Annotated in this window: 27 protein-coding genes and 3 riboswitches; of the genes, 14 read left to right on the top strand and 13 right to left on the bottom strand. The window is 44.6% G+C overall.

Annotated features, from left to right (window positions below; all coding sequences use genetic code 11):
* Nucleotides 1-2 precede the first annotated feature (2 nt).
* Complete coding sequence (locus tag HNR63_RS03925; RefSeq protein WP_181519847.1) at nt 3-539, top strand: hypothetical protein; 537 nt, start codon at nt 3-5, stop codon at nt 537-539.
* Nucleotides 540-734: 195 nt separating this feature from the next.
* Here the strand turns inward: HNR63_RS03925 and HNR63_RS13780 are convergent, their stop codons facing one another.
* Nucleotides 735-848, bottom strand: a complete 114-nt coding sequence (locus HNR63_RS13780) for a DUF6254 family protein (RefSeq protein WP_003396753.1) — start codon at nt 846-848, stop codon at nt 735-737.
* A gap of 106 nt (nt 849-954) precedes the next feature.
* Here HNR63_RS13780 and HNR63_RS03920 point away from each other — a divergent pair, with 106 nt between their 5' ends.
* Nucleotides 955-2,568, top strand: coding sequence for a methyl-accepting chemotaxis protein (locus tag HNR63_RS03920; RefSeq protein WP_181519846.1), 1,614 nt, complete (start codon nt 955-957; stop codon nt 2,566-2,568).
* Nucleotides 2,569-2,578: 10 nt separating this feature from the next.
* On the opposite strand, the gene HNR63_RS03915 is transcribed toward HNR63_RS03920, so the two are convergent.
* The 3 genes from HNR63_RS03915 to HNR63_RS03905 form a co-directional block, all read right to left on the bottom strand.
* Complete coding sequence (locus HNR63_RS03915) at nt 2,579-3,028, bottom strand: hypothetical protein (protein ID WP_181519845.1); 450 nt, start codon at nt 3,026-3,028, stop codon at nt 2,579-2,581.
* Between the two features lie 42 nt (nt 3,029-3,070).
* Nucleotides 3,071-4,066 (bottom strand): YkvI family membrane protein, encoded by a 996-nt coding sequence (locus tag HNR63_RS03910; RefSeq protein WP_181519844.1) that lies wholly within the window; start codon nt 4,064-4,066, stop codon nt 3,071-3,073.
* Nucleotides 4,067-4,132: 66 nt separating this feature from the next.
* Nucleotides 4,133-4,507, bottom strand: a complete 375-nt coding sequence (locus tag HNR63_RS03905) for a FixH family protein (RefSeq protein ID WP_181519843.1) — start codon at nt 4,505-4,507, stop codon at nt 4,133-4,135.
* 89 nt (nt 4,508-4,596) lie between these two features.
* On the opposite strand from HNR63_RS03905, the gene HNR63_RS03900 reads away from it, so the two are divergent.
* From HNR63_RS03900 to HNR63_RS03880, 5 genes are all read left to right on the top strand, one after another.
* Entirely contained in the window at nt 4,597-5,571 is a 975-nt protein-coding gene (locus HNR63_RS03900) for a YncE family protein (protein ID WP_181519842.1), read from the top strand.
* 2 nt (nt 5,572-5,573) lie between these two features.
* Nucleotides 5,574-6,245, top strand: coding sequence for a response regulator transcription factor (locus tag HNR63_RS03895; RefSeq protein ID WP_181519841.1), 672 nt, complete (start codon nt 5,574-5,576; stop codon nt 6,243-6,245).
* Nucleotides 6,232-7,638 carry a sensor histidine kinase gene (locus tag HNR63_RS03890; RefSeq protein ID WP_181519840.1) on the top strand — a complete coding sequence of 469 codons (1,407 nt, stop codon included), beginning with the start codon at nt 6,232-6,234 and terminating at the stop codon, nt 7,636-7,638. The genes HNR63_RS03895 and HNR63_RS03890 overlap by 14 nt, the downstream gene beginning before the upstream one ends.
* A gap of 37 nt (nt 7,639-7,675) precedes the next feature.
* A complete protein-coding gene (locus HNR63_RS13895; protein WP_181519839.1) occupies nt 7,676-8,530 on the top strand; it encodes a methyl-accepting chemotaxis protein in 855 nt (284 codons plus the stop codon).
* A 141-nt stretch (nt 8,531-8,671) separates the two neighbouring features.
* Nucleotides 8,672-10,759, top strand: coding sequence for an ATP-dependent Clp protease ATP-binding subunit (locus HNR63_RS03880; protein WP_181519838.1), 2,088 nt, complete (start codon nt 8,672-8,674; stop codon nt 10,757-10,759).
* Between the two features lie 12 nt (nt 10,760-10,771).
* On the opposite strand, the gene HNR63_RS03875 is transcribed toward HNR63_RS03880, so the two are convergent.
* Genes HNR63_RS03875 through HNR63_RS03865 form a run of 3 tightly spaced genes read right to left on the bottom strand, consistent with a single transcriptional unit; the run spans nt 10,772 to nt 13,171 of the window.
* The gene (locus HNR63_RS03875; protein ID WP_181519918.1) at nt 10,772-11,419 is read right to left on the bottom strand and encodes a TetR/AcrR family transcriptional regulator; all 648 of its coding nucleotides are present in this window, start codon (nt 11,417-11,419) and stop codon (nt 10,772-10,774) included.
* Nucleotides 11,420-11,426: 7 nt separating this feature from the next.
* Complete coding sequence (locus HNR63_RS03870; protein ID WP_181519837.1) at nt 11,427-12,458, bottom strand: ABC transporter permease; 1,032 nt, start codon at nt 12,456-12,458, stop codon at nt 11,427-11,429.
* Nucleotides 12,455-13,171 carry an ABC transporter ATP-binding protein gene (locus HNR63_RS03865; RefSeq protein ID WP_181519917.1) on the bottom strand — a complete coding sequence of 239 codons (717 nt, stop codon included), beginning with the start codon at nt 13,169-13,171 and terminating at the stop codon, nt 12,455-12,457. The genes HNR63_RS03870 and HNR63_RS03865 overlap by 4 nt, the downstream gene beginning before the upstream one ends.
* A gap of 161 nt (nt 13,172-13,332) precedes the next feature.
* Nucleotides 13,333-13,511, top strand: a riboswitch (Lysine riboswitch).
* 134 nt (nt 13,512-13,645) lie between these two features.
* Here HNR63_RS03865 and HNR63_RS03860 point away from each other — a divergent pair.
* Complete coding sequence (locus HNR63_RS03860) at nt 13,646-15,067, top strand: amino acid permease (RefSeq protein WP_181519836.1); 1,422 nt, start codon at nt 13,646-13,648, stop codon at nt 15,065-15,067.
* An 11-nt stretch (nt 15,068-15,078) separates the two neighbouring features.
* Here the strand turns inward: HNR63_RS03860 and HNR63_RS03855 are convergent, their stop codons facing one another.
* Nucleotides 15,079-15,399, bottom strand: coding sequence for a hypothetical protein (locus tag HNR63_RS03855; protein ID WP_085788449.1), 321 nt, complete (start codon nt 15,397-15,399; stop codon nt 15,079-15,081).
* 361 nt (nt 15,400-15,760) lie between these two features.
* On the opposite strand from HNR63_RS03855, the gene HNR63_RS13835 reads away from it, so the two are divergent.
* The 4 genes from HNR63_RS13835 to HNR63_RS03840 are packed head-to-tail and all read left to right on the top strand — an operon-like array spanning nt 15,761 to nt 18,773.
* Entirely contained in the window at nt 15,761-16,477 is a 717-nt protein-coding gene (locus HNR63_RS13835; RefSeq protein WP_246316724.1) for a hypothetical protein, read from the top strand.
* Nucleotides 16,453-17,172, top strand: coding sequence for an ATP-binding protein (locus HNR63_RS13830; RefSeq protein WP_246316723.1), 720 nt, complete (start codon nt 16,453-16,455; stop codon nt 17,170-17,172). The genes HNR63_RS13835 and HNR63_RS13830 overlap by 25 nt, the downstream gene beginning before the upstream one ends.
* Before the next feature lie 2 nt (nt 17,173-17,174).
* Nucleotides 17,175-17,909 carry a ZIP family metal transporter gene (locus HNR63_RS03845; RefSeq protein ID WP_181519835.1) on the top strand — a complete coding sequence of 245 codons (735 nt, stop codon included), beginning with the start codon at nt 17,175-17,177 and terminating at the stop codon, nt 17,907-17,909.
* A gap of 12 nt (nt 17,910-17,921) precedes the next feature.
* A complete protein-coding gene (locus HNR63_RS03840) occupies nt 17,922-18,773 on the top strand; it encodes a DMT family transporter (RefSeq protein ID WP_181519834.1) in 852 nt (283 codons plus the stop codon).
* Between the two features lie 8 nt (nt 18,774-18,781).
* On the opposite strand, the gene HNR63_RS03835 is transcribed toward HNR63_RS03840, so the two are convergent.
* The 5 genes from HNR63_RS03835 to HNR63_RS03815 all read right to left on the bottom strand — a co-directional run bounded on the left by HNR63_RS03835 (nt 18,782) and on the right by HNR63_RS03815 (nt 23,241).
* Nucleotides 18,782-19,318: a 1,2-dihydroxy-3-keto-5-methylthiopentene dioxygenase gene (locus tag HNR63_RS03835; RefSeq protein ID WP_181519833.1), complete on the bottom strand. Its 537-nt coding sequence runs from the start codon at nt 19,316-19,318 to the stop codon at nt 18,782-18,784.
* Between the two features lie 12 nt (nt 19,319-19,330).
* Nucleotides 19,331-19,939 carry a methylthioribulose 1-phosphate dehydratase gene (locus HNR63_RS03830; RefSeq protein WP_181519832.1) on the bottom strand — a complete coding sequence of 203 codons (609 nt, stop codon included), beginning with the start codon at nt 19,937-19,939 and terminating at the stop codon, nt 19,331-19,333.
* Entirely contained in the window at nt 19,936-20,592 is a 657-nt protein-coding gene (locus tag HNR63_RS03825; protein WP_181519831.1) for a 2-hydroxy-3-keto-5-methylthiopentenyl-1-phosphate phosphatase, read from the bottom strand. The genes HNR63_RS03830 and HNR63_RS03825 overlap by 4 nt, the downstream gene beginning before the upstream one ends.
* Entirely contained in the window at nt 20,589-21,812 is a 1,224-nt protein-coding gene (mtnW, locus tag HNR63_RS03820; RefSeq protein ID WP_181519830.1) for a 2,3-diketo-5-methylthiopentyl-1-phosphate enolase, read from the bottom strand. The genes HNR63_RS03825 and mtnW overlap by 4 nt, the downstream gene beginning before the upstream one ends.
* Nucleotides 21,813-21,871: 59 nt before the next feature.
* Nucleotides 21,872-21,979: riboswitch (SAM riboswitch) on the bottom strand.
* An 89-nt stretch (nt 21,980-22,068) separates the two neighbouring features.
* On the bottom strand, nt 22,069-23,241 hold the full coding sequence (locus tag HNR63_RS03815) for a pyridoxal phosphate-dependent aminotransferase (RefSeq protein WP_181519829.1): 1,173 nt from the start codon (nt 23,239-23,241) through the stop codon (nt 22,069-22,071).
* 97 nt (nt 23,242-23,338) lie between these two features.
* Between HNR63_RS03815 and HNR63_RS03810 the strand changes: the two genes are divergently transcribed.
* Together HNR63_RS03810 and mtnK are read left to right on the top strand one after the other, a co-directional pair.
* Nucleotides 23,339-24,133 (top strand): carbon-nitrogen family hydrolase, encoded by a 795-nt coding sequence (locus HNR63_RS03810; RefSeq protein ID WP_181519828.1) that lies wholly within the window; start codon nt 23,339-23,341, stop codon nt 24,131-24,133.
* An 87-nt stretch (nt 24,134-24,220) separates the two neighbouring features.
* Nucleotides 24,221-24,320, top strand: a riboswitch (SAM riboswitch).
* 72 nt (nt 24,321-24,392) lie between these two features.
* The gene (gene mtnK / locus HNR63_RS03805) at nt 24,393-25,562 is read left to right on the top strand and encodes an S-methyl-5-thioribose kinase (protein WP_181519827.1); all 1,170 of its coding nucleotides are present in this window, start codon (nt 24,393-24,395) and stop codon (nt 25,560-25,562) included.
* The last annotated feature ends 9 nt before the right edge of the window (nt 25,563-25,571 follow it).

Raw genomic sequence — 25,571 nt, 5'->3', positions numbered from 1 at the left:
CCATGGACAAGCGCATCGAGCACATCGAACAAACGATGGCGACAAAAGATGACATCATTAGCATTGAACAGCGTATGGCCACAAAAGACGATATCGCTGCCATGGACAAGCGCATCGAGCACATCGAACAAACGATGGCGACAAAAGATGACATCATTAGCATTGAACAGCGTATGGCCACAAAAGACGATATCGCTACCATGGACAAGCGCATCGAGCACATCGAGCAAACGATGGCGACAAAAGATGACATCATTAGCATTGAACAACGTATGGCGACAAAAGATGACATCATTAGCATTGAACAACGTATGGCGACAAAAGATGACGTCGCAGACATTCCTCTCATTAAACAAGCCGTACTAGAAACATTAGAAGCAGTAAATGAAATATCAACGATCAAGCAAAACCTCGCTGAAATGTCCCAAAAACTAGATGATGTCATCGCGACCCAAGCGCGACATGAACTTGCTATTCAGTCACTTGCGCTTCGGTCACTTGTACATGAAAACGAAATTCGTGCGTTAAAAGCAAGATAATAAGAAAAGCGCAAAGCGCCCGCCTATCGGCGAAGAGCGCACAAGCCCCACCGAGGAGGCTGTTGCCGCCGCAGTGTGGGGCGGAGCGACTCAAGCCGATGGCGCTTGGAGCTAGACATCAACTCCAAATTTTATACTTTCTTATCTTTCGAGATAAAAGGCTGTCACAAACTTCTTTTGGACAGCCTTTTCCATTTATTTTTCTTCTTTTGCTAGTTGTTCAAACGACTTCACTTTCCCGTGCGGTTCATTTTGTGCTTGCTTTCGTACGGTCCATTGTCGCTCTTTTTGTCTTTTCGATTGGGTCATTCGTCTCACCTCCCTTTTTATCATTTGTTCATTTTCCTTTTTTATGTCTTTTTCATCATCTGAAAATTGTGTATATTTGAAATAAGGGGAAAAGGGGGAGAGAACTTTGTTGCAATCGAAACAAGCGAAAAAAGCACTACAAAAAGTACAACGAGTAGCGAAAGAAGTAAAACGAACGATGCGATTAGATGAACCGCTCGCTCAACAACTCGATTCGTTGCGCGACGTATTAGACCGCCATCTCGAACGCGATGAATATTTCGTCATCGTCGATGAAGACGGAAAAGGTGTTGTGCATACGAACCGTTTGCGCGAAGGGATGGTATTTGACGACGAAGTAGGAAAAAAATCTGCGAAAACAACTGCTCCACTGTTGCAACTGTATAAACGAAATACAGGTGAAGTGCTCATCGATGCGTCATGTCCACTTTTCGAACAAAATGGAAAGCGCTTTAATTTGCGCATGGGACGCCTCATCCATCAGCCGTATATAGAAATGTGGTTTAGCACGATCGTCTTATTGCCCGTTATCGCTCTTTTTATTGTTGCGTTTATAATGCATCTACCGGTCAAACAAACGTTGCTTCTGACAAGCGTCACCGGTTTCATCAGCTTTCTCGTTTCTTTTTCATTTTACCGCACGATCATCAATCGACTGCACGCGTGGTATCATGTCACTCGTGCCGTCTCATCCGGACAGCTTCATACCGAAGTGAAAACGGTCGGAAAGCGCAACGCTTTTCATCAAATTGGCTATGAAATTAACAAAGTAATTCTCGGCTTGCGCATGATTTTACAACAAATCGCAAAGGCAACCTACTCTGTTGAGCAAGTGAGCCACGAACAAAAAGAAGAAGCGAAACGAATTGCCGAGGCGTTCGATGAAGTATCCGCAACAATGGAAACGTTTCGTGAAGGGGCGCAAAAACAAACGACGTTTGTCGATGAAGCGAAACAGCGCATTCAAACGATGCTTGATTACATGCGTACCGTCCAAACAGATATTGAACAAGTCGTCGAACGGGCGCAAACGACATTTCAATCCGCCCAAACAGGATATACCCATATGCAAGCTATCGAACAACAAATGAACGACACAAAACAACAAATGAACGACACCGCCAAACAAATTCAAACGGTCGCGAAAGAAGCGGATGCGCTCATCCAAAAAGTGTCCGCCATTACGGCAATTGCAGAACAAACGAACATGTTAGCGTTAAACGCTTCCATTGAAGCGGCACGAGCGGGAGAAGCTGGAAAAGGATTTGCTGTCGTCGCCTCAGAAGTGCGGAAACTTGCGGAACATACGAACGCTTTCGCACATGAAATTTTATCATCCCTTGCGAATACGTACAATCAACTATCAAACGTCGCACATGCGGTCACGAAACAAGCGAATACGATCGACGAAACGACCGCTTCCTTAACAAAACTGACCGACAGTATTGCGTATTTTCAAACGATGTCACATGAGCTAAACGCGCTAAGCCAACGAAACCGAACGCTCATGCAACAAACGACAAAAGAAGGAAACGAACTACACGAAGCAATTGCAGATATTTATACGATCGCCAACGACTTTACAAAAGTCGTTCACGAAACAGCAAGCGGACTGGAACAACAAGCGATGAGCGTCCACCAACTCGCAAAAGAAGCGGCGGTATTGGCGGAGGAAGTGTATCAACTAAAACAAATTTTACATCGATTTGGAATAAAATAGAAAAGCGAGCCTAATGTGCATTGGCTCGCTCCCTTTTTGTGTGATATGCGTACGCTCCCATACCGATCGTTAAAACAAAAAGCACCAAAAGCATATGTCCTTCTTCTAAACTAGCTACAACGCTACATCCGAAACAAAAGAGAAGCGGTGTTTCTAGCCACTGCTCCTTGCTAAATAGCCACCACTCAAATAAACCGATCGTAAACGCCAACACGTACATCGTTCCACCATGAAGCAAAAATAATGAAAAAACTCCCATCCATAACGCAATGGCTGCTGGCAATAAAAGAAATGCGTCATGCTCACGTACACCGCGCTTAAACACATATATATGAACGATAAGTCCAAAAGAAAAAACAATAAGCGCCCATACATTTGCATTGTACCATTGAATGAGATGGAACGTTTCAAGCGTAAAGAAAACAAGTAAAACGAACATTGCGATGACCGTTTTCCGCATGAATTCACCTCCTCACATTCAATGTACTACACTTCTTTTTTTCTAGCTAGGCATTTTTCGATAGAATAGCAAGAAAATAAAAATGATGCTCATATATCCAAATAAAGGATACAATACAGTAAGAAGCGCATCATATCCGACTAAACTAAACGCATACATCGCCAGCAAAAGCGCAACGAGAACAAAGAAAGGCTGGCGAAAAAAAAGCGCCAATTTTCGATGCAATCCGAATACCCCTGCAATAAACGAGGTGAAAATTTCCCCATAAATGATGGCGACGTATAACCCGTAAAACGAAGCAAGCGAACGTTTCACTACTTCCGCCATCGGAATGCTGTAAGATGACAACTGCGGCAACAACGAAAGAGCAACATGACTGCTAAATAAAATAAACATAAGCAACAGGCCGCCGAGCCAACCGCCGAGACGAATCGTTTTTTCATCTTTTACTTCCGTTGCAAGCGGAACGAGAACGACTTGCGCCATCGCTAAATTAAAAGCCACATACGAAAACGGAGAAAAAAAAGCAGCAAGCGACGGCTTCGTCCATACGACGTCGCTTCCGTTCATCACCGCAATACATAAACTAAATATCACCATCATCGGCACGACAATCATATTGACGCTTAAAATGCCGTTTAAGCCAAATAACATCGTCACAAACGCAAGAATGATCGTGAGCACAAGGCCGACGTATGCCGGCATATGAAGCTGTTCTTCAAACACCGCCCCCGCCCCTGACAACATGACCGATGTCACGCTAAATAACACAATAAACATAAATATATTGACGAGAAAACCGAATTTTCCAAACAAATAACTATTCAACTGCTCATATGAACGGGCATGAAGCCGAGCAGCCATCATCATTAAACGCGTCCCGAAAAAAATAAATAGCCCCCCGCTCGCCGCAATGGTTACAAACCCAATCGCACCGTATTGCGTAAAAAATTGCACAATTTCTTTTCCGGTCGCAAATCCAGCCCCAACGACCGTTCCGACATATACAAACGCAATTTGAACCGCCCGCATACACATACGCTCTCCCCCACTCGTCCATTTTTTCTATATATATGAAAAAAAACGGCGAATATTTTCCGCCGTTTATTCTACCACTACATCGATTTTTGGCATATTATGCATATTTTTTGCCGTCACATGCGCCACAACGGAATACGTTCCTTTCGCTGCGAACGTATAGCGCGCGACATATTTTCCGTCGCCGACATGTTTTCCTTCAATCATTTGTCGGTCTTCTGTACCATGTTTCCATACTTCAAATTTCACTTCTGATGCATCCGTTACTTTTTCATCGCCATATGTTACTAAACATGCGAGCTCGACTTCTTGATTAGCCGGAAGCTTTTCTTCGACCGCCATTTTGACGTCTAAATACGCCAAATCTTCTTCTTCCGTATGATTGGCACAACCGGCGACAACAAGCAACATGAATGAAAACAACAACAACCATTTTTTCATTTGAATCCCCTTCCGTGTTACAATAGTTTCACAAAATATTCACAACTATTTGCTACAATAGTATTAAAATGCGATGGAGGATTTGTGCGATGCGTGTTCGTTTCTTTTTTTGGCTGATGATCGTAATGTTATTAACGAGCTGCACATCACAAACGTACACCCCGATCAAACGGGACGAGGCGGTCATTGGCGTCGTGAATATAAAAGAACAAAGCTTGTCATTTATTGATTATAACACGAAACAGGTCATAACAACATGGCAAGTGAAAAAACCGATCACAAAAGCCGCGCTTCTTCCGGACGGAGATACGATCGTTTTATTCGGACAAGACATGGATGAAATGATCGCCTATACGTTATCGACCGGAAGAGAAGCGAAGCGATGGAGCGTAGACAAAGGGGTCACAGATATGCTCGTCACTGAGCGTGACTTGCTCGTCGTCAACGAAAAAAAAGGAACGGTGTCAATCATGACGTTTGATGGAAAAGTGAAAGATGTGATCGCAACTCCGCCGTCCCCTTTTTCAGTAATAGAAGACGATAAGCATGACCAATGGATTATTATTCATTTTAAAAATGGCGCCATCTCGTTTATTGACAAGACGACAAAACGAGTGACACGAACGGTCGATACGCTCGATTCCGCCGTCAGCGGCTTCGTCGTTCCTGAAACGAATGAACTATGGGTTGGCGGGCATGGCAGCGGAGCAACGATTCAACAAGAAGCATACGTCCATTCGCTTGTCGATGGGCGTCTCATCACACGTGTAAAAGCAGAAACGATGCCAACTCAATTCGCTCAAACGAACGAAGCGATATACGTTCTTTGTCACGGATCGAACATGTTATACGCATTTGATCGAGACACAAAACGATTGATTCGCGAGCTGAATATTGGTGCCAATCCGTTTGCGATGACAAAGGCGAAAAGCGATCTCGTCATCGCAAGCTACGACAGCAACGAACTACTTTTTGTTGATGAAAAAACATTCAAGCAAACAAATACTGTTTCTGTTGGACACGGACCGTTTTACATCTTTTTCCGTGATGCGAAGGGGGAATAAACGTGGCAACGATTTTAATTATTGACGATGAAAAAGAGATGCGTGAATTGCTGCGCCTATATTTAGAGCCAGAAGGATTTACGTGCATTGAAGCGGACGACGGCGAAGCAGGGCTTACACAATTCGGACGAAGACATGTCGATTTAATTTTACTTGATATTATGATGCCGAAGCTCGACGGCTATCGTTTTTGCATGCACGTGCGCGAGCGTTCGCAAGTGCCGATCATTTTTTTAACGGCACGAAGCGATGAATGGGATCGTGTATATGGGCTGAAAATTGGCGCAGACGACTACATCGTAAAACCGTTTAGCCCGAATGAAGTCGTGGCGCGCGTTCATGCTGTACTTCGACGAACGAAAGGAGCTGACGCCGCTCCGCAATATGAAGCAGGTCCGATCGTTGTCGATGAAAAAGCGCGAAAAGTCACGGTCAACGGAAAACCTGTTTTGTTAACGTTAAAAGAATTTGAATTGCTCGTCTTGTTTTTAAAACATCGTGGTCAAGTATTTACGCGTGAACAGCTGTTAGATCGCGTCTGGGGCATTCATTACGTCGGCAGCACGCGCACGGTCGATACACATATTAAAACGTTGCGCATTAAATTAGGCGAAGCAGGGCAACTCATCCAAACCGTATGGGGAGTGGGATATAAATTTGATGAAACGGTTTAATTCTCTTTCCTTACAACAAAAGCTTTGGCTGACGATTAGCGCTTTTTTAGTGCTGGCGGTGTTGCTTTTATATACGGTTGCTGTTTATATATATGAAAACATTTATATTTCAAACGTCGAACAACGTTTATTGCAAGAAGGAATGAACATCGCCGCAAAATATGAAGGTGGTGCGCTGACAGACTCGTTTCGCGACACCGTTTCCTTCATCAATGACATATCCGATACAGAAATTGTGCTTGTCAACAATCCGCGTGAATTAAGCGCATGCTTGCCGTTTGAAGTCGATCATCACTCCATTATTAGCGAAGCCGAACGGCAACAACTACTTGCCGGGAAAACAGTGACGAAAAAAGGATATGAACAAACGTTTGACCGTCAAATTGTCGGCATCATCATTCCGCTATTAGACGAACATCGCCTCATGGGCATTTTATATTTGTACGTTCCGCTCGCATCTATTGAAGATGTGCTCGAGCGCATTCAAACGTTCGTCATGATCGGCGGCAGCCTTTTTTTATTCATTACGGTATTTGTCGGGCGAAAAATTGCGATGCATTTCACAAAACCGTTGCAACATATGCAACAAGCGGCCTATCGCGTTTCACAAGGCGATTTTTCCGTCCACGTGAATGTTGAAACGGAAGATGAAATCGGACAATTAGCGAAGGCGTTCAATCAAATGGCGCATGCGCTCGCCAAAGAAGATGAACGAAAAAAAGAATTTTTAGCGAACGTTTCCCACGAATTGCGCACGCCGTTAAGCTATGTAAAAGGATATAGTGAAGCGTTATTAGACGGCGTGGTAAAAGACGAACAACAACAAAAAAAATATATGAAACTCATTCACCGTGAAGCGAGCCGCATGCAACGTCTTGTGCGCGATTTGCTCGATTTGGCGCAACTAGAAGGCACATATCCGCTCGTGCGCACGCCGTTTTCAATCGCACAGCTTATCGAAGAAACGATGGAAAAATACGAGCCGCTCTTGCAAGAAAAAGGCATCCATCTTTCTCTCGATGTCGACCATGATTTAGTCGTCGATGGCGATCCGGATCGCATCGAACAAGTGTTGCAAAACTTGCTTGATAATGCGTTGCGCTACACCCCTTCTAGCGGCAACATATCGTTACGCACCGTAAACAAACATCCGATGTGCGAGCTCGTTATTTCCGATTCAGGACAAGGAATGTCGAAACAAGACATCGAACGATTAGGCGAACGATTTTTCAGAGCGGACCGCTCCCGCTCGCGCGAACATGGCGGCACAGGGCTCGGCATTGCAATCGTCAAGCAAATTGTAAAACTACACGGAGGATCGATTCGCTTTGAAAGCGAACAAGGAAAAGGAACGACCGTGTACGTTCAATTGCCGTTATATGTTGAATCATAGTACAATGTATACATGATAAGTGAAAGGAGGCAAACAAATGAAAGTGAGTTCCATCCCGATCGATTTAGAGCGTCTATTTGAATCGATGTCCCGCTCATTTGCGGTCATTTTATTTCGCCCAGATACGACAGTATTATGGGCAAACGATGCGTTTCTTCAAGCGATGGGCTACACGGAGCAACAATTGCTCGGTTTATCCCACCGTCAATTTTGTCTTCCAGAATACACAAACAGCTACGAGTATACACAATTTTGGGATCGCCTAAAAAACAAACAGCCGTTTTACGGAACGGTGCAACGCGTCACACGCGACGGCAAACATATATGGCTTGAGGCGCTCTACGCTCCGGTATTAGACGAACAAGGGCAAGTGCAAGCGATCTTTAAACTCGCCACCGATGTCACCGACCGTCACCAGACGTTAAATGAAGAGTTTGCAAGTTTACTTGAAGAAATGAACGCGAGCACGAGCGATATTCAACAAACGGCCCGCTTAATCAACAATCACGTCAAACAGTTGAGCGAGAAAGCGGAAACAGTAAGCAAAAGCACAGAGGAAATTCAAGGCGTCATTTCGTTCGTAAAAGACATCGCGATGCAATCGAATTTGCTCGGATTAAACGCTGCCATCGAAGCGGCTCGCGCTGGCGAACACGGTCGCGGCTTTGCGATCGTCGCAGAAGAAGTGCGCAAAATGGCGGAAAAAAGCAAACATTCCGCTGAAGACATTTCCGAACAGCTTAATCATATTACAAGCTCGGTGTTAGAGATGGTTCATATGCTTCAAGAAGTGGCGGAAAAAATAAACGATAGCGCCGAAGCGATCGACGAACTTCATCAAGTACAACAACATATGGTGAAAATTACAGATAAATTGACGAAACTCATGTAACTGCCCATTGCGGCAGTTTTTTTCATCTCGAAAAAATTTTTTATTTTTTTTTAAAAAAGGTCTTGAAAGTCAAAAAAGGTCAAATTATAATAAAGACAGAAAGGTCAAATATAGTCAAAGTCAAAAAGGAGGTTGGTGCCTATGATGTGCCAAGTATGTAAACAAAATGAAGCAAACATCTTTTTACATGTGCAAGTAAACAACGAAAAACAACAATTGCACCTTTGCGAGGCGTGCTATGCAAAACAAAAACAACAATTAAAAGTGCCAGCAGGATTCCACTTCGATCGTTTCGATCAATTGTTCTCCAACTTCTTCGCACCGCTTGCTGAACAAACTGTTTCCCACGCCCAACAACAAGAACAACAACCGAAACGAAACGGATTGCTTGACCAATTCGGTCGCAACTTAACGCAATTAGCGAAAGCAGGATTGATCGATCCTGTCATCGGACGCGATAAAGAAATTGAACGCGTCATTGAAATTTTAAATCGTCGCAATAAAAACAATCCGGTGTTAATCGGTGAACCGGGCGTTGGTAAAACGGCGATCGTCGAAGGATTAGCGCTTAAAATCGTCGAAGGATCTGTTCCAACAAAATTATTAAACAAAGAAGTGTACGTGCTCGATGTCGCTTCCTTAGTCGCAAACACAGGCATTCGCGGTCAATTTGAAGAGCGAATGAAACAACTCATTGCTGAATTACAGCAACGGAAAAATGTCATTTTATTCATCGATGAAATTCATTTACTTGTCGGTGCCGGATCGGCAGAAGGTTCGATGGACGCAAGCAACATATTAAAACCGACGCTTGCTCGCGGAGAATTGCAAATCATCGGCGCAACAACGTTAAAAGAATATCGTCAAATTGAAAAAGATGCAGCGCTTGAACGTCGCTTCCAACCGGTCATCGTTCATGAACCGACAATTGAACAAGCGATTGATATTTTAAAAGGCATTCAGCCAAAATACGAACAATTCCATCAAGTCAAATATACAGATGAAGCGATTCATGCATGCGTCACATTGTCGCATCGCTACATTCAAGATCGCTTCCTTCCTGATAAAGCGATTGACTTGTTAGACGAAGCGGGTTCAAAAGTAAGCTTAAAAGCGACACCGACAAATAAAGAAGCAATCGAACAACGTCTCGAACAATTAAGAAAAGAAAAAGAAAAAGCAGCGCAAGAAGAAAATTACGAACTCGCTGCCAAATTGCGCACAGAAGAATTGCAGCTTGAAAAACAATTAAAACAAAACGGACAAGCTGAGCCACCTGTTGTAGACGTCATGCACATTCAACAAATCATTGAAGAAAAAACAGGCATCCCAGTCGGCAAACTACAAGACGATGAACAAGCAAAAATGAAACATTTAGAAGAAAACTTAGCGAAAAAAGTCATCGGTCAAGAAGAAGCGGTGAAAAAAATCGCTAAAGCGATTCGCAGAAGTCGCGCCGGCTTAAAAGCGAAAAACCGTCCGATCGGTTCGTTCTTATTCGTCGGTCCGACTGGCGTCGGTAAAACAGAATTGTCGAAGACGCTTGCTGAACAATTGTTCGGTTCTAAAGATGCGATGATTCGCTTAGACATGAGCGAATATATGGAAAAACATGCAGTCGCCAAACTCATCGGTGCACCTCCTGGCTACGTTGGTCATGAAGAAGCCGGTCAATTAACGGAAAAAGTGCGCCGCAATCCTTACAGCATCATTTTGCTTGATGAAATGGAAAAAGCGCATCCGGACGTACAACATATGTTTTTGCAAATTTTAGAAGACGGTCGTTTAACAGATAGCCAAGGTCGTACCGTCAGCTTTAAAGATACAGTCATCATTATGACATCAAACGCAGGGACGAATGGCGAAGGCGACTTGCTCCAACGTCTCAGCCTATACTTCAAACCGGAATTTTTAAACCGTCTCGACGCGATCATCGAATTTAAACCGCTTGAAAAAGCGCACATGTTGCAAATTGTTGACCTCATGTTCGCTGAATTGCAACGCACGCTTTCTGAACAACATGTAGCTGTTACAATGAGCGACAAAGCGAAAGAAAAATTAGCTGAACTTGGTTATCATCCGACATTTGGCGCCCGTCCACTCCGCCGCGTCATACAAGAACATGTCGAAGACCAAATTGCTGACGTGTTGCTCGATGAGGAAAACGTGCGTACGATCCACATTGATGTAGAAGACGATCGCATCGTTGTGAAACATGAAAAAGCCTAATCCGCACATGGATTAGGCTTTTAGTCCATTCATCAAAAACTGAATCGTCCGCTCCATCTCTCGTTCATCATCCCACGGATAGTCGGGCATGACGAGAAAGCGCGTCAATAAAAACCCCGCAATTGTCGTAATCGTCAAACGAATAATCGTCTCCGGCGGAAGTGGAGCAAGCTCCCCTTTTTGTTGAAAATGCTCGACAATTTGTTTAAACTTTTCGTACACATGATTGATAAAAATCGTTTGAAACTGCGCTTTAATGTCATCGTGAAACGCCATTTCTTGCCAAAAGACACGAATCGCGGGCAAATACGTTTTGACAAATTCATATCGGTTTTGAAAAACGGCGCGCACAAATTGCTCATAATGTTCATATTCGTTTTCAAATACGTCTTTCACAAACTCTTTCGCTAAAAACGGGGCAACCGATTGAAATAACGTCGGTTTGACGATCGCCAACAACAAATCTTTTTTCGTTTTGTAATGGCGGAAAATCGTTCCTTCCGCTACCCCTGCCCGCTTCGCAATTTCGCTCGTCGACGTCGCTGCATATCCTTTTTCTGCAAACATGTCAATGGCCGCTTGTAAAATTTTCATTTGTTTTTCGCTTAACTGCTGTCCATCGACGTTTAATAAATGAAACAACTGTTGTCGTTCGTCCATCATACCCTCACAACTTTCGATATTTCTTTAATGCTAATACATTTAATATCATAAATAAAAGAGAAAAGCTAATCAAAACGTATACGTCGAAGGCGATCGCCTCAAACCCTTTCCCGCGAATCATAATTTCTCTTAACGCATCAGCCCCGTAATATAACGGCATGGCGAAGCTAACGGAACGAAGCCAAGGCTCCATCGTTTCTAAATGAAACAGCCCTGAAAAAAAGACTTGTGGAACGACGACGAGCGGAATAAATTGAATCATTTGCAATTCGTTGTTCGCAAAGGCGGATAATAACGTCCCTAACGTGAGCGCCGTCATCGCTAACAAAAACGTAATGAGCAACACATAGAAAATCGAACCTTCCATCATCATGTCTAATATATAAATCGCAAACGATGAAATAAGACTTGCTTGAATCGTTGTAAATATGCCAAAGCCGATGACGTAACCGATTACAATTTCCCATCGCTTTAACGGCGTCGCGAGCAACCGCTCAAGCGTGCCACTCGTTCGCTCGCGCAAAAACGACACCCCTGCAATTAAAAAGACGAAAAAGAAAATGAAAAAGCCAATTAATACCGGACCGAAATTGTCAAATAACGCCATGTTTTCTGAACCGTGCACATATACGGTGTCGATCGTAAATGGCTGTTTCGTCGGCGGTATGAGCGTTTGTGCTGCTTTTTGCACCGTCATGAGCACCGTTTTGCTGATGGACGGATCGCTTCCTTCGAGCGTCAGACGGAAAGCGGCTTCCTTCATTTCAATAAACGCATCAATTTGTTGCTCATCTAGTTCGTTCATCGCCTTCGCTTTTGTCATCGTCGTCACATGCGCATCCGCTTTTTTTAATGCGTCTTGAAACGGATGTGGCACGTTTGCATCAACCGCGATATGCGGTTCATATTGTTCTCCGTTAAACACTAAGTCCATTAAAAACATGACAAACATCGGTGCGACAATCATTAACGCAAGCGTTCGTTTATCGCGAAAAAACTGACGAATAATGCGGACGACAATCGCTTGAATTCTCATGCATATGCCCCCCCAAAATGTAAAAATGCGCGTTCTAACGTCGTTGTGCCTGTTTGTTTCTTTAATTCGTCTGGGCTGCCGACGGCAATTAACCGTCCGTTGCGAATCATCGCCAGCCGCATACATTTTTCTGCTTCGTCCATGACGTGCGTCGTCACAACGATCGTCGTTCCTCGTTCGCGAATGCGTTCAAGTTCTTCCCAAATCGCTTGACGAAGAAGCGGATCGATCCCGACGGTCGGCTCGTCTAAAATAAGCACTTCTGGTTCGTGGAGAAGCGCGGCCGCTAGCGAAAGACGGCGTTTCATTCCCCCAGAATATTGATGAACCGCTTTTTTCATATCATTCGTTAAGTTCACAAGCTGCAACACGTCTTCGATGCGCTCTTTTTTCTTTTTTCCTTTTAATCTATAAATCGATGCGAAAAAGTCTAAGTTTTCAAGCGCCGTTAACTCGCCATATAGCGCATCAGATTGTGCCATAAAACCGAGGCGCGCCATCGTTTGCAAATTCGGCATGCGCGCACCGAGCACATGAATCGTCCCTTCTGTCGCCATATCAATGCCTGCGATCATTTTGACGAGCGTCGTTTTCCCCGCTCCGGACGGGCCAAGTATGCCGAAAATTTCTCCGGCATTCACTTCAAGTGACACGTCATGAATGACTTCTTTTTTATGAAACTGTTTACTGACATGTTGCAATTGAATCGCCATCATGTTCCCTCGCTTTCATAATAGTGAGTGAGTACTCACTTTCATTATATACGTTCCACTTCCTTCTTGTACATATGTGCGAAAAATTTTTCATTGACGAAATAAAAAGATTTTTGTACGATAGTAACGTCAATTGCATACGAAATCTTTCTCGTCAACTAAGATGAGATAGAGGTCGCGGCAAATAATAGTAGTTTCATGGAGACGCAGAGACGTCGCTGAAGTGAGATGAAAGGATTTGTCGCCGAAGTTTATAGCGTGCTCTGGCGCTATAAGCTGGGCCTGTTGCCGAATAGGTGCAGGACTGTCATCGCGCATGCGGTGGAGAGCTATCGATCTTAAGTTTGATGCGGATGTGTCATATATTGTGCACCCGTTGAAAACTTAGGGTGCACTTTTTTATTTGAAAAAAGTGCACGACAACAGCGCTCTACCGTACGCACCGTATATTTTATGAACGAAAGGATGAAAAACATGAAACAACAAAAACTCGGCTTTTGGGTATTGACCGCGCTCGTTGTCGGCAACATGGTCGGATCTGGTATTTTTATGCTTCCTCGTTCGCTTGCGGAGGCGGCAAGCCCTGCTGGCGTGTTGCTTGGCTGGCTGTTGACGGGGGCTGGGGTGTTAATGATTGCGATCATTTTTGGTAATTTAGCGATTCGAAAACCAGAATTAAACGGCGGACCGCAAATTTATGCGAAAGAGCTGTTTCCGAAAGGTTCAAATGCGTCGATCTTATCCGGTTTTATGTCATCTTGGGGATATTGGATCGGAAACGTCGCTGGAAACGTCGCCATTATTACGACGTTTGCTAGTTACTTATCAACGTTTTTCCCTATTTTAACGAGCGGACATGTCATCTTTTCCGTCGGTTCATTTACATTAAAGCTCGGCAATTTGCTGACGTTTCTCGTTTGTACGGCGCTTTTATGGATGATGCATACAATTATTTTACAAGGAGCAGAAAACGCTGGAAAATTAAACTTTGTTGCCACCGCAACGAAAGTGCTTGGCTTTTTCTTATTCATCGTCATCGGGCTGTTCGCCTTTGAAAAAAGCTATATCCAACCGTTTGTTGCTCCGCGTTACGATGAAGCAGGTCATACGCTCGGACTTCTTTCGCAAATCAACAACGTCGCATTAAGCACGCTTTGGGCGTTTATCGGCATTGAATCTGCGATCGTCTTCGCTTCTCGCGCGCGCAAACAAAGCGATGTGAAACGCGCGACAATTGTCGGTTTATTTATCGCCTTAGCGATTTACATCGGCATTAGCGTACTCGTCATGGGATTATTAAAACAAGAAGCGCTTATGCAGTCAGAAAAACCGCTCGTCGATGCGATCGGAACAGTGTTAGGACCGATCGGATCGCAACTGCTTGCAGGGCTCGGTTTAATTAGCTTAATCGGTTCGACGCTTGGCTGGATTTTTTTAAGTGCAGAAGTGCCGTACCAAGCTGCAAAACAAGGATTGTTTATGCGCACCTTTTTGCAAGAAAATAAAAACGGAATGCCGCGCTTTTCTTTAATCGTCTCGAATATGATTGCGCAACTATTCATTTTTTCAACGATTTCAAACTCGATGGCGGCAGCGTTCGATTTCGTCATTTACATTGCGACATTATCGTATCTCGTTCCGTACGTCATCGCATCCGTCTTCCAATTGAAGCTCGTTTGGACAGGAGAGACGTATCGTACGATGCAAGAACGAATGACAGACGGAACGATCGCCGTGCTTGCGACTATTTACTCCATTTGGCTTGTGAAAGCAGGAACGGCCGATATGAAAACATTTTTACTCGGCATCGCCTTGCTGGCAAGCAGCTTGCTTTTTTATCCGCTTGTTGTCAAACAACAAAGCGACGAAACGAACAAACAAAAACAGTCAGCATAACAAATCCCCCGTCATTTCGGCGGGGGGGGTATATCAAGCGGATTCGCATTGTAATTAATCACATTAAACTTAGTAAACAAAGCATATTTTGAAAAAACATGAAATACTTCAAGAATATCGTTCCTCATCTTTGGATATCCGGTATAATCTGTCCAATGAAGGGAAGCAAATTCTTTGTTTTGAAGTTTCCGATTGAGTTCCACAAATTCGAAAGTATTATATATTTTTGATGGAATTAATAATCCTGCCATTAACGTAGGTTTATCCTTTTTTGTCCCACTTTCATCCAAAAAAATATGCATCATTTCTATATTCAATACTTCTCTTTCCATCTGGTTCATTCTCCCTTGATAACAATATAGTTATGTAATATCCTCTAAGTACAGTACGTTACTCGTTCCTTGGAACGACTAGCGTGCTGTAGAATAGAAAGTAGCTCGTCCCAAGGGGCGACTGAAATCTATTCGACTACATATGTTTTTCTAATGACTAAGGTAACTCCCTTGGTCTTTTTTATTTTTCGTCCTCTATCATTTACAGAACATATTTCGACATCTTTCGTTTTCGTCCTTCCTGCCCGAGCAAAAATCCCCTTCTTACACTAATGATTTTTTCAGCCTTTTTTCACATGTTTATGTTATAATATTCCTTGAATTTCGTTTTGTCGAGGGAGTACATATGGGGAGAGAGAAAATGAGACGGTGGTTGTTGTACGTCTCGCTTGTTATTTTGCCGTGCTTTGTTGGGAGCGCATGGATTGTGCTTTGGCAAGACGAACAGCAGCAACAACAACTGCTTGAAGAAACGCGAACGTTTGCGAATATACATAAAAATGACCTTGACCGTTTTCTTGCGGAGACGACGGCTCGGCTAGAAACGTTAGCGATTGTCATGGGCAAACATATCGCGACATTAAAAAAGGAAGAAATAAACGACATATTGCAACAAATGCAAAAACAAGACGTTCGCTTTGAACGCATCTCGTTCGTTTCCGACATGACAAGTTCCACGATGTACATAGCAAAAATAACGAAACAAACGATGATCGATACCCATCAGACGACGACGATCGTCACGCCAATTATCGATGAACAAACAAATCAAACGGCTGGCTTTCTCGTTGCAAAATTGCGCACAGCGTACATGAAACATCGCATGAAAATCATTGATCCAAACGCATCCTTTCGCTTATACGATGAACACGGAACGCTTCTTCTTGCGACAAACAAACGTCAAGCATCACAACAAAAAGTAAGCGTCCATTTAAATCACGCACCGTGGACGATTGAAGCGAACGTGCCGCGCGTAAATATGAAACAAAATATACAAGCTTCCCTTCCTTATATCTTGTCGCTTATTGTGATCATCCCATCCATATTATTTGGTTGTTCATTCAATATTCGCTATTAAAACGGCAAACGATCGTCGAACGAATGGAAACGGAAGCGCAAAAGCTTGAGCTCATTGGAACACTCGCCGCAAGCACGGCACACGAAATTCGCAACCCGCTTGCTGGCATTAAAGGGTTTATTCAATTATTAAGTGAAAAACATAAAGATAACGAATCGCAACTTTATTTTTCTGTCATTCAAAACGAAATCACACGCATTAACGATATCGTCAACGAATTTTTAATTCTCGGCAAACCGACGGTACAAAAGCTTGAAATATGCGATTTAAATCATATCGTCCAAAGCATTCACCCGATGATCGAGTCGCAAGCACACTTACATAATGTTATTTATTCGTTTCAACGCGCCGATGTACCGCTTCCGATTCGTTGTTCAAAAGACCATTTAAAACAAGTCGTCTTAAATTTAGCAAAAAATGCGATAGAAGCGATGCCGCACGGTGGCGAGCTAACGATTTCTCTTGAAAAACAAGGAAGCTTCGGCATATTGCGCGTCAAAGATACAGGGTGCGGCATTCCGAAACATGTGAGCGACAAGCTATTCCAACCGTTTGTCACGTCTAAGCAAACAGGCACAGGACTTGGGCTCGTCATATGTAAACGCATTATAGACATGCACGAAGGGACGATTGACATTCATAGTATAGAAAAGAAAGGAACGACGATTACCGTTCGTTTTCCGTTAGGAGGGTGATTATGGTTGACATGCTGATCGGAAGCACGCTATCTGCACTTGCCACAGGAGCTGGCGCTGTCCCGATTTTATTTTTGTCGCGCTCGTTAACACACAAATGGCGCGACATGTTGCTCGCTTTTACGGCTGGTGTTATGATGGCGGCATCCATGCTTGGACTCATTCCAGAAGCGCTTTCTTCCGGAACGTTTTTTGCCTTAGCCGTTGGATTGTGCGTCGGTGTGCTCGCGTTAACGTTTCTTGAAAAAATCGTCCCCCACATCGACTTAGCGCATACCGAAAGCGGCATAAAAATTGACCAAAAAGCGTTGCTTGTGCTTGCGGCGATTACGCTTCATAACATCCCAGAAGGACTATCTGTCGGCGTGAGTTACGCTTCCGGCGAACAAAACCATATGGGTGATTTAATTGCGCTTGCGATCGGCTTCCAAAACGCGCCTGAAGGATTGCTCGTTGCGCTTTTTTTATTTAATCAACAAATTTCAAAAGGAAAAGCGTTTTTGATGGCAACAGGGACAGGACTGATTGAACTTGTCGCTTCCGTCATCGGCTTTTATTTAACGTCGGTCGTCGATGCGCTCGTCCCGTACGGATTAGCGTTTGCCGCTGGAGCGATGTTGTTTATTATTTATAAAGAGTTAATTCCTGAAAGCCATGGTGATGGGAATGAACAATCGTCAACGTATTCTTTTATTATCGGACTATTAGTGATGGTATTTTTAATTGAAACATTTTAAAGGATGATCCACATGTCGAAATATTATATGCTTCTTTTATTGACAAGCGCATTATGGGGAGGAAACTTTGTCGCAAGCAAATTGCTTGTCGCCCACGCCTCCCCGCTCACGCTGACGTTTATTCGCTGGACGATCGCCGTCCTTTTTTTATTTCCGATCGTGTTAAAAAAAGAACGATCCGTCCGTCTTCAAACGCGCGGCATCGTTCCTTTGATTGCGATGGGGATGTCGGGCGTCGTGTTGTTTAACGTATTTATGTTTCAAGCGCTTCGCTACACATCAGCGGATCATGTCGGTTTAATTTCAACGCTAAACCCGATGGCGATTGCGCTCGTTGCATACGTCGTCTATCGTGACAAACTGACGCTTCGGCAATGGGTGGCGATGGTCGTTTCGCTCATCGGTGTGCTCATCGTCATGACGCACGGGCAACTGCATCGTTTAGCGGATGTAAACATCGGCGATGTATGGATGATCGGAGCGGTCATCATTTGGGGCGTTTATTCATCCTGCGCCAAAGCGGTGATGACATCGTACTCTCCGCTTGCGGCGACGTTTTGGTCTGGCGTATTTGGCGTCATCGGATTGTTGCCGTTTCTTTCTTCTTTTTCCGTTCATGATGTGAACGTCTCCTTTTTGCTTGCGCTTTTATATACGAGCGTTGGGGCGACAGTGCTCGCGATGTTTCTTTGGAACGTCGGCGTCAAACGAGTTGGTGCGACGACAGCGGGCATGTTTTTAAATTTTAATCCGCTTTTTACTGCCTTGTTTGCATACATACTTCTTGGGGAAACGTTAACGCCACCACAATGGATCGGTTCATTTGTTACCATTGCAGGCGTCATATTGTTTACAAAAAAATAGAAGGGGCGTTATTCCCCTTCTTTTTCTTCATATGGATGGGCAACCCAGCCGGATGGATCGATAAATAAACGAACCGCAACGACTTGGCGATCGTCCATTAATGTAAAGAAATGCGGATTTCCTTCTGGCACAGAAATGACGTCTCCTGCTTCGAGTTGTACGTCAAAATATCCTGTTTTTTCGTCCCCTTTAATAACGAAAATGCCGTGCCCTGCGACGATTGCACGCACTTCATCTTCCGTGTGCGTATGCACTTGTTCAAATTTTTTCAATAGCTCTTCTAAATTTGGTGTTTGTTCGCATAGGGCGACAACATCCCACGCTTGATAGCCTCTTCGCTTCGCTAAATCTTCAATTTCCGATTGAAACGCTGTTAAAATGTCCGCTTTTTCTTCGTCTGTTAATACAAATTTGTTTTGAAGATGCGCTGGAAGTTTACTTGCATCCCAACGTTCGTATAATACCCCTTGTTGATTTAAAAACGCAGCGACGTTTTCCTTTCCTTCAATGACTTCACCTGTGTTGCGCACTTTAATGACTGCCATATTTCTTCCCCCTTATCGTTTTAAAAGTAATAATTTGACGTGGTACTGACATAAAAACTCGCATGCTTCTAGCCATTTTTTCGCTTCAAACGCATCTTTTCCCCAAACGGTAATGCCGTGATTGCGAATAAGTACCGCCCCTGTGCTTTCATGCACATGTTTCGCAAATTCCTTCGCCAACGTCGGAATATGTGCGAAATTCGGAATAATCGGAATGCGAAATACCGCATCTTCTTCCCATAATCCGAACGCTTTAATAATTTCTTGATTTGTAAAGACGACTTCCCCTTCATCGCCGTACCATTCCGAAATGACGTTGTTGTCAACGGTATGCACATGCAAGACGCAGCCGGCGTTCGTTTTGTTGTAAATGTGGACGTGAAGAAGCGTCTCCGCTGACGGTTTAAGAGACGTCGCTTCCGCTGGCTGTCCGTCCGCACCGACGAGTAAAAAATCTTCTGCCGTTTCTTTTCGTTTATCTTTGCCGCTTGCAGTCACAAGAAACGTGAGCGGCTCATCGCTCACTTTGAGCGACAAATTGCCGCTTGTTCCCATAAACCAATCGCGCGCCGCTAGCTCCCGTTTCACCTCGGCAAGCTCTTCCCATTTTTTTTGCCTCATGCGACCACCTCGCTTTCTTTTAACGCATTGATGACATCATAAAACGTCGCAAACGGCGTATGCGGTAAGTGAAGCTCACGGCATTTTTCAAGCAAAAAGTCGCGGGCGATGACATGATCCGCTAATTTTGCCGCCGCTAAATCCGTAATCGAATCGCCAATCACAATCGTTTTCGCTCCTTTTGGCGCGAGTTTACGAAGAAGAGACGGCTTGCAACAGCCGCATTCATTTTGACAATGTTCATCGCACGCATACGGCCACGTAATTTGAATCGTTTCACCGCGAAAGTCCGCGCGATTGCAAAAAATGCGTTCTTTTTCAATCAAACCGTCTAACAACGGATAAACGAAAAAGTCGATGCCGCCGCTGACGATATAAAGCGGAATGTGTTTTTGTTTCGTAAATGCGACAAACTCCGAAAATCCGTCGCGAATGCGGGCGTTGTCAAGCAAAAATTGCACGATTTGTTCTTTCAATGACGACGGTAAAAGAGAAAACATGCGCCCGACGCCTTGTTGTACGGAACATCTTTGTGCAAGTATATCGTCTTTGATCGCTTCCCACTCCGGTGGAGCGAACTGTTTCATAATCGCAATAATGTTATCGTTTAACGTAATCGTCCCGTCAAAGTCGCAAAAAATGACTGGCTTCATGATGCGCTCCCCCATAAATCAAGCGCTTGTCGTAACGGTTCGTTTTCTTTTGCCGCGTCATGAAGCGAACGCCCTGAAAGCACCGCTTCTACTGCGGCACGAAACGCTTGACCGCCTCCAACCGCTCCGGCCGGATGACCGTGCACCCCGCCGCCTGCGTTAATGACACAATCGATGCCAAAGTCGCGAATTAAAAGCGGCACAAGCCCCGGATGAATGCCAGCGGATGGGACAGGGAACGCGCGAACAAACGGCTCTTCTTTCGTCAGTTCATCGGCAATCGCAAGCGTCTGTTGTTTTTCAAGCGCCACGCTTCCGTACGGAGACGGGAAAAGCGAAAAATCCGCTCCTGCCATGCGCAATAGTTTGCCAAGAAGAAGCGCATAGCTCACTCCATACACGTGCGAGGAAGCGATCGCGCCGCTAAATGACGGATGCGCCATGATCGGCAAACGAATGTCATCGTCTTCGCGAAGCGCTTGCAGCACGTCAAGTCCGTATGTAAACACGTTAAACAACAACACGTCCGCGCCTAACTCCGCTGCGCGCTTCGCTTTTTCTTTTAGTTCAAACGTTTTTCCTGTTAAGTTCACCGCATATAACGTCCGATGCCCTGTTTGTTCGTACACGTCTTGTAACGCTTCTTTTCCTGCGACGATGCGTTTTTCAAACGGCGTCAAGTCGTTTTCAAACAAAATTTCATCGTCTTTCACGAGATCGACACCGCCGAGCGCTTGCAGTTTTAATTGCTCGGTCACATATCGCAAATCGCGTCCGATGACCGCTTTAAAAATGCTCATGACAAGCGGACGGTCAAAGACGCCAAGCTTTTCACGAATGCCGTCAATGCCAAAGCGCGGACCCGGAAACGCTCGTTTTAATTCGTCAGAAAACGTCAGGTCAACGAGTTTAATCGTTCCATCCAACGACAATTTGCCAAACGTCGTCGTCAAAATCGCTGGAAAATCGGCACTAAAATTAACGCTCGGATATGAAATGCGCACGAGCGCCCGTTTCAATCGCTTCCCGAAATACGTATTGACTCGCTCATCTTCCTCAAGCTGTTCAATGGACTCAACAACACCTTTATGTTTTTTCAACTGCTCTTGTTCAAGCTGCGGCAAATCGGTCCACGACCCGATAGTAAGCCCAAGCGCAATCCCTTCCGCTTTTTTCGCCAAATCTTTGTCATCATGAATCAAATATGTTGCTGTAATCATCGTGCCACTCCTTTACAAATAAAAAACCTCTTCATAAGAAGAGGCTAATTGTTCGTCTCTTCTTATCTCTCAGCCTACTGCTGCGAGAATTAGCACCGTGCTTAACGTTTGTTAAGTCGGTTGCCGGGCTTCATCGGGCTCGTCCCTCCGCCTACTCTTGATAAGAATTCGCAATGTATGGAATTTTTCAAATGGTTCATTTTTCATAAATTTAATTCGAATTATGACAGCAGTCTTTCATTTTGTCAACGATTTTTTAAAAAAGTTGTAGCCTCCCGATTCGTTCCGCCGCTTCTTTTAGCCGTTCTTCGCTTGTGAGTAGCCCTGTGCGCACATATCCTTTCCCATGCTCACCAAAGCCGATGCCTGGGGCAACAGCGACATGCGCTTGTTCAAGCAAAAGATTGGCAAACGTCTCAGACGTATATCCTTTTGGCACCGGAAGCCACGCAAAAAACGAGCCTGCTGGCGCTTGGACGTTCCAGCCGATGTCGTTTAACGCGCGAATAAACGTATTCCGTCTTGCTTCATACGTGGCGACAAGCTCCTCGACGCATTGTTGCGACTGTAAAAGCGCGACCGCTGCCGCTTCTTGAATGGCACCGAACATGCTCACATACAAATGATCTTGCAAAACGTTGATCGCTTCAATCATGCTTTCGTTTCCGACCGCAAAGCCGATGCGCCATCCTGCCATATTGTACGTTTTCGAAAACGTATAAATTTCAATGCCGACATCTTTCGCCCCTTCGACTTGTAAAAAGCTGATTGGCTTTTTCCCATCAAAACCAATCGCCCCGTACGCAAAATCGTGTACGACGGCAATGCCGTATGTTTCAGCAAACGAAACGGTTTTTTTAAAAAACGATTCCGTTGCTGTCGCACCTGTCGGGTTGTTCGGATAGTTTAAAAACATGAGTTTTGCTTCGCGGACAACGTCTTCGTTTAACTCCTCATAATCGGGCAAAAAGTCGTTTTCCGCTCGCAGCGGCATCATTTCCATGCGCGCCCGCGCGAGCACAACGCCCGACCAATAGTCCGGATAACCGGGATCGGGAACGAGCACGACATCGCCGGGGTTCAATAAACAAAGCGGCATTTCAACGAGCCCGGCTTTCCCACCAAATAAAATGGCGACTTCTTTTTCGGGATCAACCGTTACCCCATACTCCCGTTTGTAAAACGTCGCTACGGCTTCTTTCAAAAACGAATACCCGCGAAACGGTGAATATTTATGATACGCTGGCTTTGCTACCGCCTGTTGCATCGCGTTTACAATATGAGCAGGGGTCGGCTGATCCGGATTTCCTTGCCCAAGATTAATGACGTCATGCCCTTCAGCAATGACCGCATTCACTTTTTGAACGAGCGAAGCAAAAAATTGCTTCGGTAGTTGTTGTAACAAGTTCGATTGCGGAAATGTTTTCATTTTTCGCACACCTACTTCACAAAAAGGTTGAAATTCTAGTCATGTATCATATATCGTAAAAATCAAAATGTAAAGAAAATTTTTCGAGGTGAATGAAATGAACATTGCTTGCATACAAATGGACATTGCGTTTGGAGCGCCTGAAAAAAACAAACAAACGATCGTGCGCTACATGGAACAAATGGCGCGTGACGTCGACGTCGTCGTTTTGCCAGAACTATGGACGACAGGCTACGATTTAACGAGATTAACGGACATCGCCGACGAAAACGGCGAAGATACAAAAACGTTTCTTTCCTCGCTTGCGCGCACGTACGATGTGCATATTGTCGGCGGATCGGTAGCAAAAAAAACGGACAAACAAATGACGAATACGATGTATGTCGTCGACCGACATGGTCATGTCGTCAGCGAATATAGTAAACTTCATTTGTTCAAATTGATGGATGAACATACGTATTTGCAAGCTGGCGAAACGTTAGGTGTATTCGAGCTTGCTCACACGACGTGCGCAGGCGTCATTTGTTATGACATTCGTTTTCCAGAATGGATTCGCGCTCATACATTACACGGGGCCGAAGTGCTATTTGTCGTCGCGGAGTGGCCGCTCGCTCGCCTTCATCATTGGCGCACGTTGTTAATGGCGAGAGCGATTGAAAACCAATGTTACGTCGTCGCTTGCAACCGCGCAGGAAAAGATCCGAACAACACATTTGCTGGCCATTCGATGATCATCGATCCGTGGGGAAATGTTCTTGCTGAAGGGGACGAACAAGAAGCGATCATTTCGGCGAATATTGACATAAGTGAAGTGCAACATGTGCGCGGGCGCATCCCGATTTTTGCTGATCGTCGCCCAGACGTGTATAAAATTTTTGAAAAAAAGGATTGACAAACGAGCATAAAGCGATGTATGATTCGAATCAAGCGAATTCACGAAACTTTTTCACTGTTAAAAACATTCAAATAACGATAAACACTCTTATCAAGAGCAGGTGGAGGGACGAGCCCGATGAAGCCCGGCAACCGGCGGTAACGCACGGTGCTAATTCTTGCAGCAATAGGCTGAGAGATAAGAGGTGCGAAGCAAACTTCAAACCTCTTTCGTTCAGCGAAAGAGGTTTTTTATTTATGCTAAGGGAGGAATCCATATGTACGAACCGTTAACAGAACAAAAAGCGATCGCCCTTGCTGTTCGGTTAGGGCTTTTTGGGAAAGATGCGCTTCTTTCATGCCAAGAAATTGGCGATGGCAACTTAAATCTCGTGTTTCGCATCGTCAACGAGCGCACAAACGACAGCATCATCATCAAACAAGCGTTGCCGTATGCGAAAGTCGTCGGCGAAAGCTGGCCGCTTACGTTAAAACGAGCGACGATCGAAAGCCAAGCGTTGCGCACATTCGCAAGCTACGTCCCTCAATACGTTCCGAAAGTATACTATTCTGATGAGTCTTTAGCAATTACGGTGATGGAAGATTTATCACATTTACAAATTGCTCGTCGCGGGCTGATCGAAGGAAAAACGTTTCCAAAACTTTCGGAACATATCGGTGAATTTATCGCAAAAACGGCGTTTTACACGTCTGATTTCGGCATGAACCAACAACAAAAAAAGAAACTCGCACAACAATTTACAAACCCTGAACTTTGTAAAATTACAGAAGATCTCGTATTGACCGACCCGTTTTTTGACCATGACACAAATAACTTTGAAGCGGAACTTCGCGCAGATGTCGAGCAACTTTGGCAAGATGACGTGTTAAAATGCGAAACCGCAAAACTGAAACGGCTCTTTTTAACGAAAGCGGACGTCTTGCTTCATGGCGATTTACATACGGGAAGCATTTTTGCAAGCGATGATGAAACGAAAGTGATCGACCCAGAATTTGCATTTTACGGTCCGATCGGCTTTGATCTTGGGCAATTTTTCGCTAATTTGCTGTTAAACGCTCTCGCTCGCGATGAACGTGACCGCGAACCGCTCTTTCATCATATCGAAAAAACGTGGGACGTGTTTGTTCGCACATTTTCTGAACTTTGGCGTGAAAGCGATGAACCGTATGCGCAAATTTCTGGCGTGCTTCAAGACGTGCTTCACGATGCAAAGATCGAAGCGATTGGATTTGCTGGCTGTGAAGTCATTCGCCGAACGATCGGTTTAGCCCATGTCGCAGACGTTGACGAATTGCCGCTTGAGCGCCGACTTGATGTGAAACGTCACGCGCTTCGCCTCGGACGTGCGCTGATCGTACAGCGTGAACAATTGCCGATTCAGGCGATCAAACAACTTGTGCAACAAACGGTACATGTGAACAGCTAGGAGGAAGAC

This window comes from Anoxybacillus ayderensis (assembly GCF_013761015.1).
Taxonomy (GTDB): domain Bacteria; phylum Bacillota; class Bacilli; order Bacillales; family Anoxybacillaceae; genus Anoxybacillus; species Anoxybacillus ayderensis.
This window is presented reverse-complemented; position numbering and strand designations above follow the sequence as displayed.

Coding starts and splice junctions, on each gene's coding strand:
- HNR63_RS13895 (WP_181519839.1), top strand. CDS start 7,676: ATGAAAGTGAGTTCCATCCCGATCGATTTAGAGCGTCTATTTGAATCG.
- HNR63_RS03870 (WP_181519837.1), bottom strand. CDS start 12,458: ATGAGAATTCAAGCGATTGTCGTCCGCATTATTCGTCAGTTTTTTCGC.
- HNR63_RS03830 (WP_181519832.1), bottom strand. CDS start 19,939: ATGAGGCAAAAAAAATGGGAAGAGCTTGCCGAGGTGAAACGGGAGCTA.
- HNR63_RS03815 (WP_181519829.1), bottom strand. CDS start 23,241: ATGAAAACATTTCCGCAATCGAACTTGTTACAACAACTACCGAAGCAA.
- HNR63_RS03855 (WP_085788449.1), bottom strand. CDS start 15,399: ATGGAAAGAGAAGTATTGAATATAGAAATGATGCATATTTTTTTGGAT.
- HNR63_RS03915 (WP_181519845.1), bottom strand. CDS start 3,028: ATGCGGAAAACGGTCATCGCAATGTTCGTTTTACTTGTTTTCTTTACG.
- mtnK (WP_181519827.1), top strand. CDS start 24,393: ATGTACGAACCGTTAACAGAACAAAAAGCGATCGCCCTTGCTGTTCGG.
- HNR63_RS03890 (WP_181519840.1), top strand. CDS start 6,232: ATGAAACGGTTTAATTCTCTTTCCTTACAACAAAAGCTTTGGCTGACG.
- HNR63_RS03835 (WP_181519833.1), bottom strand. CDS start 19,318: ATGGCAGTCATTAAAGTGCGCAACACAGGTGAAGTCATTGAAGGAAAG.
- HNR63_RS03845 (WP_181519835.1), top strand. CDS start 17,175: ATGGTTGACATGCTGATCGGAAGCACGCTATCTGCACTTGCCACAGGA.
- HNR63_RS03925 (WP_181519847.1), top strand. CDS start 3: ATGGACAAGCGCATCGAGCACATCGAACAAACGATGGCGACAAAAGAT.
- HNR63_RS03840 (WP_181519834.1), top strand. CDS start 17,922: ATGTCGAAATATTATATGCTTCTTTTATTGACAAGCGCATTATGGGGA.
- HNR63_RS03860 (WP_181519836.1), top strand. CDS start 13,646: ATGAAACAACAAAAACTCGGCTTTTGGGTATTGACCGCGCTCGTTGTC.
- HNR63_RS13835 (WP_246316724.1), top strand. CDS start 15,761: ATGAGACGGTGGTTGTTGTACGTCTCGCTTGTTATTTTGCCGTGCTTT.
- HNR63_RS03880 (WP_181519838.1), top strand. CDS start 8,672: ATGATGTGCCAAGTATGTAAACAAAATGAAGCAAACATCTTTTTACAT.
- HNR63_RS03900 (WP_181519842.1), top strand. CDS start 4,597: ATGCGTGTTCGTTTCTTTTTTTGGCTGATGATCGTAATGTTATTAACG.
- HNR63_RS03875 (WP_181519918.1), bottom strand. CDS start 11,419: ATGGACGAACGACAACAGTTGTTTCATTTATTAAACGTCGATGGACAG.
- HNR63_RS03910 (WP_181519844.1), bottom strand. CDS start 4,066: ATGTGTATGCGGGCGGTTCAAATTGCGTTTGTATATGTCGGAACGGTC.
- HNR63_RS03810 (WP_181519828.1), top strand. CDS start 23,339: ATGAACATTGCTTGCATACAAATGGACATTGCGTTTGGAGCGCCTGAA.
- HNR63_RS03865 (WP_181519917.1), bottom strand. CDS start 13,171: ATGGCGATTCAATTGCAACATGTCAGTAAACAGTTTCATAAAAAAGAA.
- mtnW (WP_181519830.1), bottom strand. CDS start 21,812: ATGATTACAGCAACATATTTGATTCATGATGACAAAGATTTGGCGAAA.
- HNR63_RS13780 (WP_003396753.1), bottom strand. CDS start 848: ATGACCCAATCGAAAAGACAAAAAGAGCGACAATGGACCGTACGAAAG.
- HNR63_RS03825 (WP_181519831.1), bottom strand. CDS start 20,592: ATGAAGCCAGTCATTTTTTGCGACTTTGACGGGACGATTACGTTAAAC.
- HNR63_RS03905 (WP_181519843.1), bottom strand. CDS start 4,507: ATGAAAAAATGGTTGTTGTTGTTTTCATTCATGTTGCTTGTTGTCGCC.